The following is a 14,752-nucleotide window of genomic DNA, read 5'->3' on the forward strand; positions in this document are numbered from 1 at the left end:
TCGATTAGACCCCGTTAGGGTTAATCAATCGCAAACCGCGGCCGATTTCGCAGGATTTCGGCCTGTAAGCGTCAGAGTTCCCGGGCGGCGGCGAGCACCTCCTCGGCATGGCCCTTGACCCTGACCTTGGCCCAGACGCGAGCGATCCTGCCCGTCGCATCGATCAGGAAAGTACTGCGCTCGACCCCCATATACTGACGTCCGTACATCTGCTTCTCGACCCAGAGGCCGTAGGCCTCGATTGCCTTGCGCTCCTCGTCCGAAACCAGAGTGAGGTGCAGCCCGTACTTCTGTTTGAACTTGTCGTGGCGCTTCACCGAATCGGGCGAGATGCCGATCACTGTGGCGCCCGCAGCAGCGAATTCCTCGCGCAGTGCGTCGAAGGAGAGCGCCTCGTTGGTGCAGCTTTGCGTGTCGTCCTGCGGGTAGGCGTAGAGCACGACCTTGCCGCCGAGCAGGCTGGAGAGTGTGAGCGAGCCGCCGCCATCCGTCGACAAGGTGAAGTCCGGGGCCGCAATGCCTTCGTTCAACGCCATCTTCGCCTTCCTTTGGTCTCGATCACGTGCAAGGGCCGGGCAAGCCGCCTGCGACAAGCCGGCTCAGACCACAGACCAGAACCGCCCGGAACGAATCAGCTAGCTTGCGTGTTGCTGTACCGCTCCCGGGATCAGGCGCATCATGCGGACAGCAAGGCGGCCCGCCGCCGGAGCCGTTACATCGATCCGCACGATTCGAGCAGCAAGACAAGAAGCGTTTCCGTTTGACCGAGAACAGCAAGATCAGTGTTACTTCCGCATCTGGCGCGACTTCCGCGGCGGAATGCCAGGAGGTGGCCGCCGTAGCGAAACGCGCCTGGCGCGGTATCGTCACCATTGCAGTGGCCGTTTGCGTTGCGGTGGTGACCCTCGGTTTTGTCGCGGCCGCCTTGCTGGTCAGCGGCTTCATCCCCCTTTCAGGGCTCGAAGGCCGCATCTCCACCGCCATCGAGGAGCGGCTCGGGCCGAACTGGAAGGTCACGGCCGCGCAGGCCGAGCTCGATCGTGTCGACGGCCGTTCGCGCTTGCGGGTTCGCGAGGTGTCGTTCCGGCATGCCGGTGGGGCATCGTTCCGGGCGCCGGAGGCTGTCCTCGGCTACGACGCGATGGCGCTGCTCCGCGGCAATATCCGCCTGGTCTCGCTCGACCTGCGCGGCGTCAATATCCGGCTCGGTGTCAGGCAGGACGGATCGTTGCTGCTGGAGCAGGATGCCCAGCCGGAGCAGGTATCGAAGACACCCGTGGCCGGTGATCCGGTCGACTGGGACGCTTTCGCCGGCGCCATGAATGCGATCGGCGCACTGGTCTCGAACGAAGGCCTGCTCGGCTCGCTCGAGGTCGCCGGCATTGGTGGAGCGCGTGTCACGCTGATCGATCCGGCCGGGCGGCAACGATCCGGCCTTGAAGACGTCGACGTCAGATTGGAGCGGTTCGGCGGCGGGCAGGCCCGCCTGTCGATGAAGGGGCGGATCGGGCCGCGCTGGAAGGAACTGGCCATCGACCTGTCGAACGCTCCCGACGGAACGCGCAGCGCGACCATCGATATCCAGCGTTTCGAGCCGGCCGAGGCCGTGGCACTCGCCTTCGGTAATGCCATGGTCGCGCTGGATGGCATGGCGCTCAGCGGCAAGATTTCGCTGACCCAGGCAGGCAACGGTGAGCGTAAGCTCACGGCGGGGCTGACCGTCGCGCCGGGCGTTGTCCGTGTCCACAATGCCGGGCTCGACCCGATCGCGGTGCAAGGGGCGAAGCTCGACTTCACCAGCGAGGACGGCCTCAAGACGATCAAGGTCGCCACTGCCGAACTCCAGGCCGGTGAGACGAAGCTTGCCGGCAGCGGGCAGGCGCGGAACGAGGGTGGCATCTGGCGGCTGGCCCTGGACGGAGCCGGGCAGGTTGCCGGCATCGGCAAGGATGCCGCCGTCGCGATCTCGGCGCTGCGCACGCAGCTCGATGTCGATCCCGGTGCGGGCGAGATCCGGCTCGGGCAGCTTTCGATCAAGGGGCCGCTGATCAACGCCGAAGGCTCGGGCGTGGCGCGCCGACGCGACGAGCAGAACTCGCATCAGTTCCAGATCAGGGCCGTCGACACCGATATGCGGGCCGCGCTCGCGGTCTGGCCGGCGGTGACTTCGCCGGGGCTGCACGCTGCCCTGTCGGAGATGGTACAGAGCGGGCGGGTCGAGGAGATCGACGTCAAGGTGACGATGTCGCCGGAAGCAAACATGCGGCTGTCGAGCGGCAAGGGCATGGACGAAGACGCCGTCGCCGTGAAGCTGAAGGCCTCTCAGGTCAGCTTCCTGCCCAATCCGGGCCTGCCGCTCCTCACCGATGCGCGTGTCGTGGGTTCGACGACCGGCCGCACTGTCGACCTCGTGATTTCGCAAGCCACGGCCGAACTCGGCGACGGTCGCAAGCTGACATTGAGCGAAGGCACCTTCGCCATGTCCGACACCTGGGCGGATCGGCCGCAGGCGCGGATGAGCTTCAAGTCGACGGGCTCCGCCGATGCGCTGGTCGCTCTCCTCAACTTCCCGTCCCTGCGCGAATTCTCGCCGCTCAAGATCGAGCCGGGGGCGCTGCGTGGGGCAGTCGATCTGACCAGCCAGCTCTCCTTGCCGCTCGTCAACGACCTGCAATTCGCCGACGTCGTGATCCGCAGCAGCGGCACCCTGTCCAATGTCGCTTCCGACAACCTGCTCGGCGGCGAGAAGCTCGACGGCGCCAATCTGGCCCTGGTCTATGATCGTGGTCAGCTTTCGATCAAGGGTGAGGGCAAGGTCGGCGGCGACAAGGCGCCGATCGAACTCAAGCAGAACGCCAAGGGGCAGGGCGAGGCGACCGTCTCGCTTAGCCTCGACAACGCCGCGCTCAAGCGGCGGGGCTTCGGCCCCGAGACCGGCATCAGCGGGCCGGTGCAGCTCAAGGTGATCAAGCCGCTGGGCAAGACCCCGGAGGCGCCGCCGCGGGTCGAGGTCGACCTGACCAAGGCCGCGATCGATTCAGGCGTACCAGGCGTGAGCAAGCCTGCGGGCCGGGCCGGCAAGGCAGCTTTCACCTATGTCGTCGACGACGATGGCCCGGATCTCGAAGACCTGACGATCGAGAGTGCGCCGCTGCTGGCCAAGGGGCGGATCTCGCTGACCAAGCAGAACACATTCGAGAGCGCGAGCTTCTCGCAATTGCGCCTGTCGGCCGGCGACAATCTGACAAAGGTCGAGATCGGCCGCGACGGCAATGTGACCAAGCTTTCGGTGCGCGGGGCCGTGCTCGATGCAAGGCCTTTCATCCGCGACCTGTTCGACGCGCCGGCAGCTCCGACCCGCGGCGCGCGCGGCGGCCAGAGCGCTGCATCGGGCCCGGATTTCGATCTCGATCTCGACGTGCCGATCCTGACCGGTTTCAACAATGAGGCGCTCGGCAATTCGCAGCTCAAGCTCTCGCGTCGGAACGGGACGCTGCGCTCGGTCGCCTATCAAGGCCGCATCGGCAAGGCCGATCTCTCGATCAAGCAGGCCAAGCAGGGCGATGGCGCCGGCCAACTGGTCATGCAGTCGGAGAACGGGGGCGCCACGCTGCGCTTCCTCGACCTCTATCGCCGCGCCTATGGCGGCGACCTGGTCCTGCAGCTCGGGGCCGGCGAAGGGCGCCAGCCTGGCGAGCTGCTCCTGCGCAATTTCACTGTGCGGGACGAGCCGGCCTTGCGCCGCGTCGTCGGCCCACCGGGCTCCCAGACGCCGAACGCGCTCGACAGCACCGGAGCGCCGGCTGCGCGCATCGATGCGAGTGATGTCGCCTTCACCAAGCTACGGGCGGAATTCGTGCGCAGTGCCAGCCGGATCGATGTCAGCGACGCGGTGCTGTGGGGCCAGCAGGTCGGCTTCACCATCCAGGGCAGCGTCGACTATGGCCGCGACCGTGTCGACATAGGCGGCACTTTCGTGCCGGGCTATGCGTTCAACAACGCCTTCGCCCAGGTGCCCGTGGTCGGCATGATCCTTGGCGGCGGGCAGTATGGCGGCCTGTTCGCGGTGAATTTCCGCGTCTCGGGCTCGGCCAGCCAGCCGACGATGACCGTGAACCCGCTCTCGGCGATCGCACCCGGCATCCTGCGCCGCTTCGTCGATCCGCTCGGCGGCGGGCCATTGGAACAGCCGCGTCCGGGCGCCAGATTACCCGCGCCGAGTGCCGCGGAACGCTAGATGCAGAAGCGCCCAGCTTGCGTTGCAAGCCGGGCGCTCAAACCATCTCTTGCCTGGCGATGGGCGTCCGTCAGACCGGCCGCAGCAGGACGTGCTTCTTCTTGCCGAAGGAGAGCTTGATCGCGCCGTCGACCAGGTCGGCCGGCGACAGCGTCGCGCGCTCGTCGCTGACCTGGGCATCGTTGACGCGCAGGCCGCCGGCCTTGATCTGGCGGCGGGCCTCGCCGGTCGAAGGCACGAGACCGGCGGTGACGAAGGCGTTGAGCACGCCGACCCCGGCCTTGAGCTCGGCTGACGGCACCTCGACGCTCGGCAGGTCGTGGGCGGCCCCGCCTTCCTCGAAGGTCTTGCGGGCGGTCTCGGCCGCGGCTTCAGCCGCCTCGCGGCCATGCAGCAGCGCGGTCGCCTCGGTTGCGAGCACCTTCTTGGCTTCGTTGACCTCCGAGCCGCCGAGCGCCGCGAGCCTGGCGATCTCTGCGAGCGGCAGGCGGGTGAACACCTTGAGGAAGCGGCCGACATCGGCGTCCTCGGTGTTGCGGAAATACTGCCAGAACTCATAGGGGCTGAAGAGGTCGCCATTGAGCCAAACGGCGCCGCTGGCGGTCTTGCCCATCTTGGCGCCGGAGGAGGTGGTCAGCAGCGGCGTGGTCAGCGCGAACAGCTGCTTGCCGTCCATGCGGTGCGAAAGGTCGACGCCGTTGATGATGTTGCCCCACTGATCGGAGCCGCCCATCTGCAGGCGGCAACCATAGCGGCGGTTGAGCTCGACGAAGTCGTAGCCCTGCATGATCATGTAGTTGAATTCGAGGAAGGACAGCGATTGCTCGCGATCGAGCCGCAGCTTGACCGAGTCGAAGGACAGCATGCGGTTGACCGAGAAGTGCCGGCCGACCTCGCGCAGGAACTCGACATAGTTGAGCTTGAGCAGCCAGTCGGCGTTATTCACCATCAGCGCATCGGTCGGGCCGTCGCCATAGCGCAGGATGCGCGAATAGACCTTCTTGATGCTCTCGATATTGGCGTTGATTTCCTCGATGGAGAGAAGCTTGCGCTGGTCGTCGCGGAAGGACGGATCGCCGACCATCGAGGTGCCGCCGCCCATCAGCGTGATCGGCCGATGCCCGGTCTCCTGGAACCAGTAGAGCATGGTGACCGAGATCAGATTGCCGATGTGCAGGCTGGTCGCGGTCGCGTCATAGCCGACATAGGCGGTCTGCGGCCCCTGTCGGCAGAGCGCGTCCAGCTCCTCCGGGTTGGAGACCTGATGGATGAGGCCGCGCTCGTCGAGCGCGCGCAGGAAATCGGATTTGAAGGCGGTCATGGCGGCCTGGGATCTGCTCTTTATCGTCTCGCCGTCGTCTAGAGCATGTTCCGCCAAAGTGGAAACCGGTTTTGCGGCGGAACCGCCGCGGGTCTCATCCGGGAATGCGATCGAGCCATAGTCCGGCGCGGATGCTGCGGTGCGGTGGCTCCAGGACTTCGCGTGTGAGCCCAAGGTCGCGGAGCGCGCGATCGTCCAGCGTCGCGAGAGGGTAACGCGTGCGAGCGCCGCTCGCGTGGCGCTGCCAGAGCGCCAGCAGGCCGTGCAGGAGGGAAGCACCGCCGCGTGGGGCGAGCGGCACGGTTTGCGAAAGGCAGGTCATGATTCGATCCTCGGTGGAGCAGGCGGCAGTGCCCGCTGATGTGAGGTGAATCTGGGCCAGGCGGGGCAGGGCGACAAAGCTGAAGATTGTCATCTGCCATAAAGAGAGCTTATGCTTTGGCATGCCCGTGCCTCCGCCGCCGCCGAAGCTTCCGCCCCTCGCCGCGGTCCGCGTTTTCGAGGCTGCGGCGCGCCACCAGAATTTCACCCGCGCCGCCGAGGAACTCGGCATGACGCAGGCTGCCGTGAGCTATCAGATCCGGCTGCTGGAGGATCGCGTCGGAGCTGCGCTGTTCGTGCGCCAACCGCGCCAGGTCGTGCTGACGGCGATCGGTCAACGGCTCGCAGGGCCGGTGGGCAAGGCGCTCGCCGATATCGGGACGGTGTTCCGCGACATCTGCGAGGCAAACCAGACGGTCCTGACGATCTCCTCGCTGCAGACGATGGCGATCAACTGGCTGTCACCGCGATTGGCTCAATTCCAGATCGAGAACTCGCAGTTCGCCGTGCGCGTCCGGACTTCGCAGCATCTCGTCGACTTCGCCACCGAGGCTGTTGATCTTGCCGTGCGCTATGGGCCGGGCTCATGGCCAGGTGTCGCGGCGGAGAAGCTGTTCGCCTGCCACTATGCGCCGCTCTGTGCCCCCGAACTGCGCGACCGGCTGCAACTGCGCGAGGCGGCCGATCTGCTGCGCGCGCCGTTGCTCAGTCCCGACGAGACGTCCTGGAAGGTCTGGTTCGCCGATCTCGGCCTTGACCGGCCCGAGCAGGGCGGGCGGGCGATGTCGCTGGAGATGCAGGCGATGAACGTCCAGGCCGCGATGCGCGGGCACGGCGTCGCGATGGCCGTGCCCGAGCTCTTCGCCTACGATATCGCGGCCGGGCGGCTCGTCTTCGCGGTGGAGCACGCCATACGCGACCAATGGGCCTACTGGGTCGTCTATCCGGTGGAACGCCAGCGCGAGCGCAAGATCAGGCTGTTCCGGGACTGGATACTGGCGGAGGCGCGGGCAGCAGAGATGACGCTGCCCTTCATGGCCGCGAGCCGGGGCTTGATCCACCCATCAGCGTGAGCCAGGCGGCTCAGGCCTTTTCCTGCTCGCTCTTCAGGATCTCGGGGCCGACCTTGCGGTCGAGATAGACGCTGACCTGCTCCATCAGCTGCTCGACGCGGCCGTCGAAGAAGTGGTTGGCGCCCTCGATCACGACGTGCTCGATCTGGATGCCCTTCTGGGTCTTCACCTTCTCGATTACCGCCATCACCTCCTTGACCGGAGCGACGCGATCCTCAGAGCCGTGCACGAACAGGCCGGAGGACGGGCAGGGGGCGAGGAAGGAGAAGTCGTAGCGGTTCGCCATCGCCGCGATCGACATGAAACCCTCGATCTCGGGGCGGCGCATCAGGAGCTGCATGCCGATCCAGGCGCCGAAGGAGACGCCGGTGATCCAGCAGCTCTTCGCCTCGGGGTTCAGCGCCTGCATCCAGTCGAGGGCGGCGGCCGCGTCCGAGAGCTCGCCGGCGCCGTGGTCGAACTGGCCCTGGCTGCGGCCGACGCCGCGGAAATTGAAGCGCAGGGCCGAGAAGCCGCGGTTCACGAAGGTATAGAACAGGTTGTAGACGATCTGGTTGTTCATCGTCCCGCCGAACTGCGGGTGCGGGTGCAGGATGATCGCCAGGGGCGCGCCACGCTTCTTGGCGGGCTGGTAACGGCCCTCGATCCGGCCGGCCGGTCCGTTGAAAATTACCTCAGGCATTCTGATCCCGCCTCTTGCTGGACGAAAGCCGCCGGTGAATCGGGCCGAAAGCGGCCATGCGGCTGCCAACTACCCGTTCCACCCTTGACGACCCCGCCGCTCGCGCCCTACATCAGGCACTTAGAATGGTTCTAACGGCCGTGAACAAAACTGGAACGTGCAAGCGGATGTCGCTTACTGTTCCGGTTCATCGCGGCTCGGACGGGCGGCTATAGCACGGCGCAGGGGTGCGATTTCAAGCATTTCGTGCCGCGTCTTCGGGCAAGCCCTCCGGAGCGGAGCAAAAGCGCAGGTGTTTGCGACGACCCGCAGCTATCTCGACCATAACGCCACGACGCCGGTTCGCCCGGCCGTGGCCGAGGCGATGCTGCGCGCGTTGCAGATGCCGGGCAACCCGTCTTCCGTCCATAGTGAGGGCCGTGCGGCGCGTGGCGCAATCGAACAGGCGCGCGAGCAGGTCGCCTCGCTCGTCGGCGCGAAGGCGAGCAATGTCGTTTTCACCAGCGGCGGCACCGAAGCCAATGCGACGATCCTGTCTCCTGGCCTCAGCGATTGCAGCGGCGCGCGCGATTGCGTGCGGGCGCCGGTGACGCTGCTGCTGCACAGCGCCAGCGAGCATCCTTGCGTGCGCGACGGCCACCGTTTCCCGGCCGGCCAGGTCGAGGTGATCCCGGTCGATGGCGAGGGGCTCGTCGATCTCGGCTGGCTCGATACACGGCTGTCGCGATTTGGAGTCGAGTGCCCCGCTGAACGCGCGCTGGTCTCGGTCCATTTCGCCAATAACGAGACCGGCGTGGTGCAGCCGATCGCCGAGATCGTCGGCATCGCCAAGCGCCATGGCGCACTCGTGCATTCCGACGCGGTCCAGGCCGCTGGCAAGATCGCAATCGATATCAATGCCTTGGGCGCCGATGCTCTGACGCTGTCCGCCCACAAGATCGGTGGCCCCAAGGGCGTCGGCGCTATCGTCTTCCGGACCGGCGCTCTCGAACTCGCCGACAAGCCCTTGCGTGGCGGCGGTCAGGAGCGCGGCTGGCGCGCCGGCACCGAGAACCTGCCGGGCATCGTCGGCTTCGGCGTCGCCGCAGATGAAGCAGGCAGGGCGCTTGCGGCTGAGGCGACCCGTCTGGCTGCCTTGCGTGACCGGCTTGAAACCCAACTCGTGGCGCTGGCGCCCGATACGGTGGTGTTCGGTGGCAAGGCTCTGCGCCTGCCCAATACCTCCGCCTTCGCCTCGCCCGGCATCAAGGCCGAGACGGCGCTGATCATGCTCGATCTCGCCGGCGTCGCTTTGTCTTCGGGCTCGGCCTGCTCGTCCGGCAAGGTCAGGCGCTCGCACGTCCTGTCAGCCATGGGCGTCGACCCTGTCATGAGCGAAGGGGCCTTGCGCGCCTCGCTCGGATGGACCACCTGCGAGGCAGACATCGACCAGTTTATCGCGGCCTATGCGAAGGCGCTGGCCGCGAACCCGAACCGGAAGGTTCAGGCAGCCGCCTGAGGCCATCCGCAAGAGCAAGACCGAACCGGCGGGCCTTGAACCCGCGACAGGAGTGTAGAGATGGCAGCGGTCCAGGAGACCATCGATCAGGTCAAGTCGATCGACGTGACCGAGTACAAATACGGTTTCGTCACCGAGATCGAGATGGACAAGCCCGCCAAGGGCCTGACCGAAGACACGGTGCGCTATATCTCGGCGCGCAAGAACGAGCCGGCCTGGATGCTGGAATGGCGGCTCGACGCCTTCCGGCGCTGGAAGACGATGACCGAGCCGACCTGGTCGCGCGTCAACTACCCGCCGATCAACTACCAGGACATCTATTACTACGCCGCGCCGAAGAGCGGCGCCTCGCCGCAATCGCTCGACGAGGTCGATCCGGCGATCCTCGAAACCTACAAGAAGCTCGGTATCCCCTTGCGCGAGCAGGAGATTCTGGCCGGCGTCGCACCCGAGAACCGGGTCGCGGTCGATGCGGTGTTCGACTCGGTCTCGGTTGTCACCACCTTCAAGAAGGAGCTGGCACAGGCCGGCGTGATCTTCTGCTCGATCTCGGATGCGATCCAGGAGCACCCCGAGCTGGTGCGGAAGTACCTGGCGACCGTCGTGCCGGTGACCGACAATTATTTCGCCACGCTGAACTGCGCCGTCTTCACCGACGGCTCCTTCGTCTACATCCCCAAGGGCGTGCGCTGCCCGATGGAGCTGTCGACCTATTTCCGCATCAACGAGCAGAATACCGGCCAGTTCGAGCGCACGCTGATCATTGCCGACGAGGGCTCCTATGTGAGTTATCTCGAAGGCTGCACGGCGCCCAAGCGCGACGAGAACCAGCTGCATGCGGCGGTGGTCGAGCTGATCGCGCTCGACGATGCCGAGATCAAGTACTCGACCGTGCAGAACTGGTATCCGGGCGATTCCGAGGGCAAGGGCGGCATCTACAACTTCGTGACCAAGCGCGGCGATTGCCGTGGCAAGAACTCGAAGATCTCGTGGACGCAGGTCGAAACCGGCTCGGCGATCACCTGGAAGTACCCGTCCTGCATCCTGCGCGGCGACGGCTCGCGTGGCGAGTTCTACTCGATCGCGGTGTCGAACGGGGCGCAGCAGGTCGATAGCGGCACGAAGATGCTGCATCTCGGCAAGAACACGACGTCGAAGATCATCGCCAAGGGCATCGCGGCGGGCAAATCCGACTCGACCTATCGCGGCATGGTCTCGGCCCACCGCAAGGCGACGAACGCGCGCAACTTCACCAATTGCGACTCGCTGCTGATCGGCGACCAGTGCGGCGCCCACACCATCCCCTATATCGAGGCCAAGACCGCGACCGCGATTTTCGAGCACGAGGCGACCACGTCGAAGATCGGCGAGGACCAGATGTTCTATTGCCAGCAGCGCGGCCTCTCCGAGGAGGAGGCGGTGGCGCTGATCGTCAACGGCTTCGTCAAGGAGGTGCTGCAGCAGCTCCCGATGGAGTTCGCCGTCGAGGCGCAGAAGCTGATCACGATTTCCCTTGAAGGCTCCGTGGGCTGACGCCCGATCGTTTCCGAGATGCCCGGGTCAAGCCCGGGCATGACGCCAGGGTGAACCGCGTCATGGTTGGGCCTGATCCGACCATCTCCAGCAGAATGGAACTCTGAACTATGCTCGAAATTCGCAATCTGGTCGTTAAGATCGCCGACGAGGACAAGCAGATCCTCAACGGCCTCAACCTCACCGTGAACGCCGGCGAGGTCGCTGCGATCATGGGGCCGAACGGCTCCGGCAAGTCGACGCTGAGCTACGTCATCGCCGGCAAGGAGGACTATGAGGTCCTCGACGGCGAGATCCTGCTCAATGGCGAGAACCTGCTGGAGATGGAGGCCGATGCCCGCGCCGCCGCTGGCATCTTCCTCGCCTTCCAGTACCCGCTGGAGATCCCGGGCGTCGCCACCATGACCTTCCTCAAGGCGGCGATGAACGCCCAGCGCAAGGCGCGCGGCGAGGCCGAATTGCTGACGCCGGAGTTCATCAGGCAGGTCAACGCTGCCGCCGACAGCTTGAGTATCGACCGCGAGATGCTGCGCCGGCCGCTCAATGTCGGTTTCTCCGGCGGTGAAAAGAAGCGCATGGAGATTCTGCAGATGGCGCTGCTGGCGCCGTCGATGTGCATTCTCGACGAAACCGATTCCGGCCTCGACATCGACGCGCTGCGCATCGTCGCCGACGGCGTCAACGCGCTGCGGGCCCAGAATCGCGGCTTCCTCGTCATCACCCACTATCAGCGCCTGCTCGATCATATCGTGCCCGACACCGTGCACGTGATGTCGAAGGGCCGGATCGTGAAGACCGGCGGCAAGGAACTGGCGCTTGAGCTCGAGAAGAGCGGCTACGCCGCCTATGCCGAGGCGGCGTGATGGCGCTTATCACCCCGCTCAAGACCGCGGCCGAGCAGCAGCTCGCCGAGCAGTTCGCCAGCATCAAGGCTGAGCTGCCGGGCGCCGGCGCGATGCGCAAGCTGCGCGAAGACGCCTTCGCCGGCTTCGAGGCCAAGGGCCTGCCGCATCGCCGGCTCGAATCCTGGCGCTATACCGATCTGCGCAATCTGGTGCGCGAGGCGATGCCGCTGGCGCGTCGCCCGGCACGGCCGCAGGCGATCGCCGACCGGCTGGCGCTGCAGACCATCGCCGGCCGGCGCTTCGTCACCATTGATGGCCTGTTCAGCGCTGCCGATTCCGATCTGCAAGGCCTGCCTGCCGGGATCACGGCGCGCAGCCTCGCCGAGGCGCTGACCGAGACGCCGGACGAGATCGCGGCCGCTTTCGCCGTGCCTGAAGTGGCGCGCGACGACAGCGCCCTGATGCTCAACTCTGCCTTCGCTCAGGACGGCGTGGTGATCGAGATCGCGCCCGGGACCGAGTTCGACCAGCCGCTCGTGCTGCTCGCGCTCGGCTCGGGTGAAAGCGAGGCAGCGATCATCTCGCGCTCGCTGATCAAGGTCGGTGCCGGCGCCAAGGTCACGATCGTCGAACTACACGAAGGCGTTGGCGCGGCGCCGGTCCAGCTCAACCATGCCACCGCCTTCGTCATCGGCGACGGCGCCGAGGTCGAGCATGTGCGCATGGTCACCCGCCAGCGCGCCGAGACGGTCCAGGTTCAGTCGCTGCTCGCCGAGCTTGGCGCGCATGTCTCGTTCGACTCGGTTGCGGTCGCCGTGAATTGCGGCGTGCTGCGCCAGCAGAGTTTCCTGCGCTATGGCGGCGAGCACACTCGTGCGGCACTGCGCGGCATTAACCTGCTGCGCAAGCAGGAGCATTCCGACGTCACGCTGGTGATGGACCACGCGGCAGCCCATGGCGAGAGCCGCGAGCTGTTCAAGACCATCATCGAGGGCGAGGGCACCGGCGTCTTCCAGGGCAAGGTCATCGTCCGTCAGCACTCGCAAAAGGTCGACGGCAGCATGAAGAGCCACGCGCTTCTGCTGAACGACGGCGCCACCATGTTCAACAAGCCGGAGCTCGAGATCTTCGCCGACGACGTGGTCTGCGGCCATGGCGCGACCGTGGCGCAGATCGATGCCGAGCAGCTCTTCTACCTGATGGCGCGCGGGCTGCCGCGGCCGCAGGCCGAGGCGCTGGTACTCGCCGCCTTCGTCGGTGAGGTCTCCGACCTGGTTGGTGACGAGGGCGTTCGCGAGATCGTCAGCCGCGAGATCGACTGCTGGCTCGGCCAGCGCGATGGCGCACCCAAGCTCGGAGCGGCCTGATGCCCTACGTCAACCTGCAGATCACCAAAGGCGCGACACGCGAGCAGAAGGCCGAGATCGTCAAGGAGTTCACGCAGACGCTCGTCCGCGTGCTCGGCAAGAACCCGCAGAGCACCCATATCGTGATCCAGGAGATCGAGCGCGAGGATTGGGGGCATGCCGGCACGCTTGTCGCCGACCGGCCCGCCCAGCCTGCCGGAAAGGCCTGAGATGAACGCGATCGCCAAGCCCTACGACGTCGAGACGATCCGCAAGGACTTCGCGATCCTCTCGCGTGAGGTCTACGGCAAGCCGCTGGTCTATCTCGACAACGCCGCCTCGGCGCAGAAGCCCGAAGCGGTGATCGAGGCGATGACGCGGCTGATGCGCGAGGACTACGCCAATGTCCATCGCGGCCTGCACTACCTCGCCAACGCCTCGACCGAGGCCTATGAGGCGGCACGCGAGAGCGCCCGGCGCTTCCTCAACGCCGCGCATATCGAAGAGGTGCTGTTCACCCGCTCCTCGACCGGGGCGCTGAACACGGTCGCCTCCTCGCTCGGGCAGTATCTCAAGATTCAGGAGGGCGACGAGATCATCCTCTCGATCCTCGAGCACCACTCCAACATCGTGCCCTGGCACTATTGGCGCGAACGGCATGGCGCTGTGATCAAATGGGCGCCGGTCGACGAGGACGGCAATTTCCTCATCGAGGAATTCGAGAAGCTGATCACGCCGCGCACCAAGGTCGTGTCTCTGACCCATATGTCGAACGCGATCGGCACCATCGTCCCGATCGCCGAGGTCGCGAAGATCTGCCAGGCCTATCGCATCCCGCTGGTCGTCGATGGCTCGCAGAGCGCGGTGCACCTGCCGGTCGACGTCCAGGCCCTGGGCTGCGATTTCTACGCCTTCACCGGCCACAAGACCTATGGGCCGACCGGTTCCGGCATTCTCTGGGGCAAGCGCGAATGGCTCGAGAAGCTGCCGCCCTATGAGGGCGGTGGCGAGATGATCGCGACCGTTAGCGAGGATGCGATCGTCTATAACGACCCGCCGCACCGGTTCGAGGCGGGGACCCCCGCGATCGTCGAGGCAGTGGGTCTCGGCGCCGCGCTCGAGTACATGATGGCGCTCGGGCGCGAGAACATTGCCGCGCATGAGGCCAGGCTCAACGCCTATGCCATGCAGCGCCTCGGCGAGATGAACTCGATCCGCATCTTCGGCAAGGCGAAGGAGAAGGGCGCGATCATCGCCTTCGAGCTCGCCGGTGCCCATGCCCATGACGTCGCGACGGTGATCGACCGGGCCGGCGTCGCGGTCAGGGCCGGCACGCATTGCGCCATGCCACTGCTCGCCCGCTATGGCGTGACCTCGACCTGCCGTGCGTCCTTCGGCCTCTACAATACGCTGGAGGAAGTCGATATATTGGTGGAAGCCCTGCGCAAGGCGGAAGAGCTGTTCTCGTGACGCTCCGCCTCGTGCCGACCGGAAGTTTAGCGATGACCGAGACCGTTGTTGAAGACTTCAAGCCGAACGCGCCGACAATGGGCGCCAGCTCAGGATTGCCGCCGGAGGAGATCGACCGGCTGACCGACGACATCGTTGCGGCGCTCAAGACCGTCTACGATCCGGAAATCCCGTCCGACATCTACGAACTCGGCCTGATCTATCGCGTCGACATCGCCGACGACCGGCAGGTGGCGATCGACATGACTCTGACCGCGCCGGGCTGCCCGGTCGCCGGCGAGATGCCGGGCTGGGTCGAGAACGCGGTCGGCGCCGTGCCGGGCATCTCGGGCGTGACCGTCAACATGACCTTCGATCCGCCCTGGGACCAGTCGCGCATGTCGGACGAGGCCAGGGTCGCGCTCGACATGTGGTGAGCGCGGGAGC

13 protein-coding genes are annotated in these 14,752 nt (G+C 65.9%); 9 read left to right on the plus strand and 4 right to left on the minus strand.

Going from position 1 to position 14,752, the window contains the following annotated elements; all coding sequences use genetic code 11:
* Window positions 1-71: 71 nt before the first annotated feature.
* Window positions 72-536 (minus strand): peroxiredoxin, encoded by a 465-nt coding sequence (locus tag ACSQ3M_RS03210; protein ID WP_436148619.1) that lies wholly within the window; start codon window positions 534-536, stop codon window positions 72-74.
* Between the two features lie 293 nt (window positions 537-829).
* On the opposite strand from ACSQ3M_RS03210, the gene ACSQ3M_RS03215 reads away from it, so the two are divergent.
* Window positions 830-4,237 carry a hypothetical protein gene (locus tag ACSQ3M_RS03215; protein WP_436148620.1) on the plus strand — a complete coding sequence of 1,136 codons (3,408 nt, stop codon included), beginning with the start codon at window positions 830-832 and terminating at the stop codon, window positions 4,235-4,237.
* A 70-nt stretch (window positions 4,238-4,307) separates the two neighbouring features.
* Here the strand turns inward: ACSQ3M_RS03215 and tyrS are convergent, their stop codons facing one another.
* Window positions 4,308-5,558 carry a tyrosine--tRNA ligase gene (gene tyrS / locus ACSQ3M_RS03220; RefSeq protein WP_436148621.1) on the minus strand — a complete coding sequence of 417 codons (1,251 nt, stop codon included), beginning with the start codon at window positions 5,556-5,558 and terminating at the stop codon, window positions 4,308-4,310.
* A 94-nt stretch (window positions 5,559-5,652) separates the two neighbouring features.
* Window positions 5,653-6,003: a DUF1127 domain-containing protein gene (locus ACSQ3M_RS03225; RefSeq protein ID WP_436148622.1), complete on the minus strand. Its 351-nt coding sequence runs from the start codon at window positions 6,001-6,003 to the stop codon at window positions 5,653-5,655.
* Between ACSQ3M_RS03225 and gcvA the strand changes: the two genes are divergently transcribed.
* A complete protein-coding gene (gene gcvA, locus ACSQ3M_RS03230) occupies window positions 6,002-6,952 on the plus strand; it encodes a transcriptional regulator GcvA (protein ID WP_436148623.1) in 951 nt (316 codons plus the stop codon). The two genes, ACSQ3M_RS03225 and gcvA, sit on opposite strands and share 2 nt — an antisense overlap.
* Window positions 6,953-6,962: 10 nt before the next feature.
* Here the strand turns inward: gcvA and ACSQ3M_RS03235 are convergent, their stop codons facing one another.
* Window positions 6,963-7,634 carry an alpha/beta hydrolase gene (locus ACSQ3M_RS03235; protein ID WP_436148624.1) on the minus strand — a complete coding sequence of 224 codons (672 nt, stop codon included), beginning with the start codon at window positions 7,632-7,634 and terminating at the stop codon, window positions 6,963-6,965.
* Between the two features lie 292 nt (window positions 7,635-7,926).
* Here ACSQ3M_RS03235 and ACSQ3M_RS03240 point away from each other — a divergent pair, with 292 nt between their 5' ends.
* From ACSQ3M_RS03240 to ACSQ3M_RS03270, 7 genes are all read left to right on the plus strand, one after another.
* Window positions 7,927-9,132, plus strand: coding sequence for a cysteine desulfurase family protein (locus ACSQ3M_RS03240; protein WP_436148625.1), 1,206 nt, complete (start codon window positions 7,927-7,929; stop codon window positions 9,130-9,132).
* Window positions 9,133-9,192: 60 nt separating this feature from the next.
* Window positions 9,193-10,665 (plus strand): Fe-S cluster assembly protein SufB, encoded by a 1,473-nt coding sequence (sufB, locus tag ACSQ3M_RS03245; RefSeq protein ID WP_436148626.1) that lies wholly within the window; start codon window positions 9,193-9,195, stop codon window positions 10,663-10,665.
* Window positions 10,666-10,775: 110 nt separating this feature from the next.
* A complete protein-coding gene (gene sufC / locus ACSQ3M_RS03250) occupies window positions 10,776-11,528 on the plus strand; it encodes a Fe-S cluster assembly ATPase SufC (protein ID WP_436148627.1) in 753 nt (250 codons plus the stop codon).
* A complete protein-coding gene (locus tag ACSQ3M_RS03255) occupies window positions 11,528-12,877 on the plus strand; it encodes a SufB/SufD family protein (RefSeq protein WP_436148628.1) in 1,350 nt (449 codons plus the stop codon). The genes sufC and ACSQ3M_RS03255 overlap by 1 nt, the downstream gene beginning before the upstream one ends.
* On the plus strand, window positions 12,877-13,086 hold the full coding sequence (locus ACSQ3M_RS03260) for a tautomerase family protein (RefSeq protein WP_436148629.1): 210 nt from the start codon (window positions 12,877-12,879) through the stop codon (window positions 13,084-13,086). Before ACSQ3M_RS03255 ends, ACSQ3M_RS03260 begins: the two co-directional genes overlap by 1 nt.
* A gap of 1 nt (window position 13,087) precedes the next feature.
* Window positions 13,088-14,326, plus strand: a complete 1,239-nt coding sequence (locus tag ACSQ3M_RS03265; RefSeq protein WP_436148630.1) for a cysteine desulfurase — start codon at window positions 13,088-13,090, stop codon at window positions 14,324-14,326.
* Between the two features lie 77 nt (window positions 14,327-14,403).
* A complete protein-coding gene (locus tag ACSQ3M_RS03270; RefSeq protein ID WP_284173073.1) occupies window positions 14,404-14,742 on the plus strand; it encodes an SUF system Fe-S cluster assembly protein in 339 nt (112 codons plus the stop codon).
* The last annotated feature ends 10 nt before the right edge of the window (window positions 14,743-14,752 follow it).

Origin of the sequence: Allobosea sp. LjRoot90, assembly GCF_964254315.1 — a bacterium.
Lineage (GTDB): Bacteria > Pseudomonadota > Alphaproteobacteria > Rhizobiales > Beijerinckiaceae > Allobosea.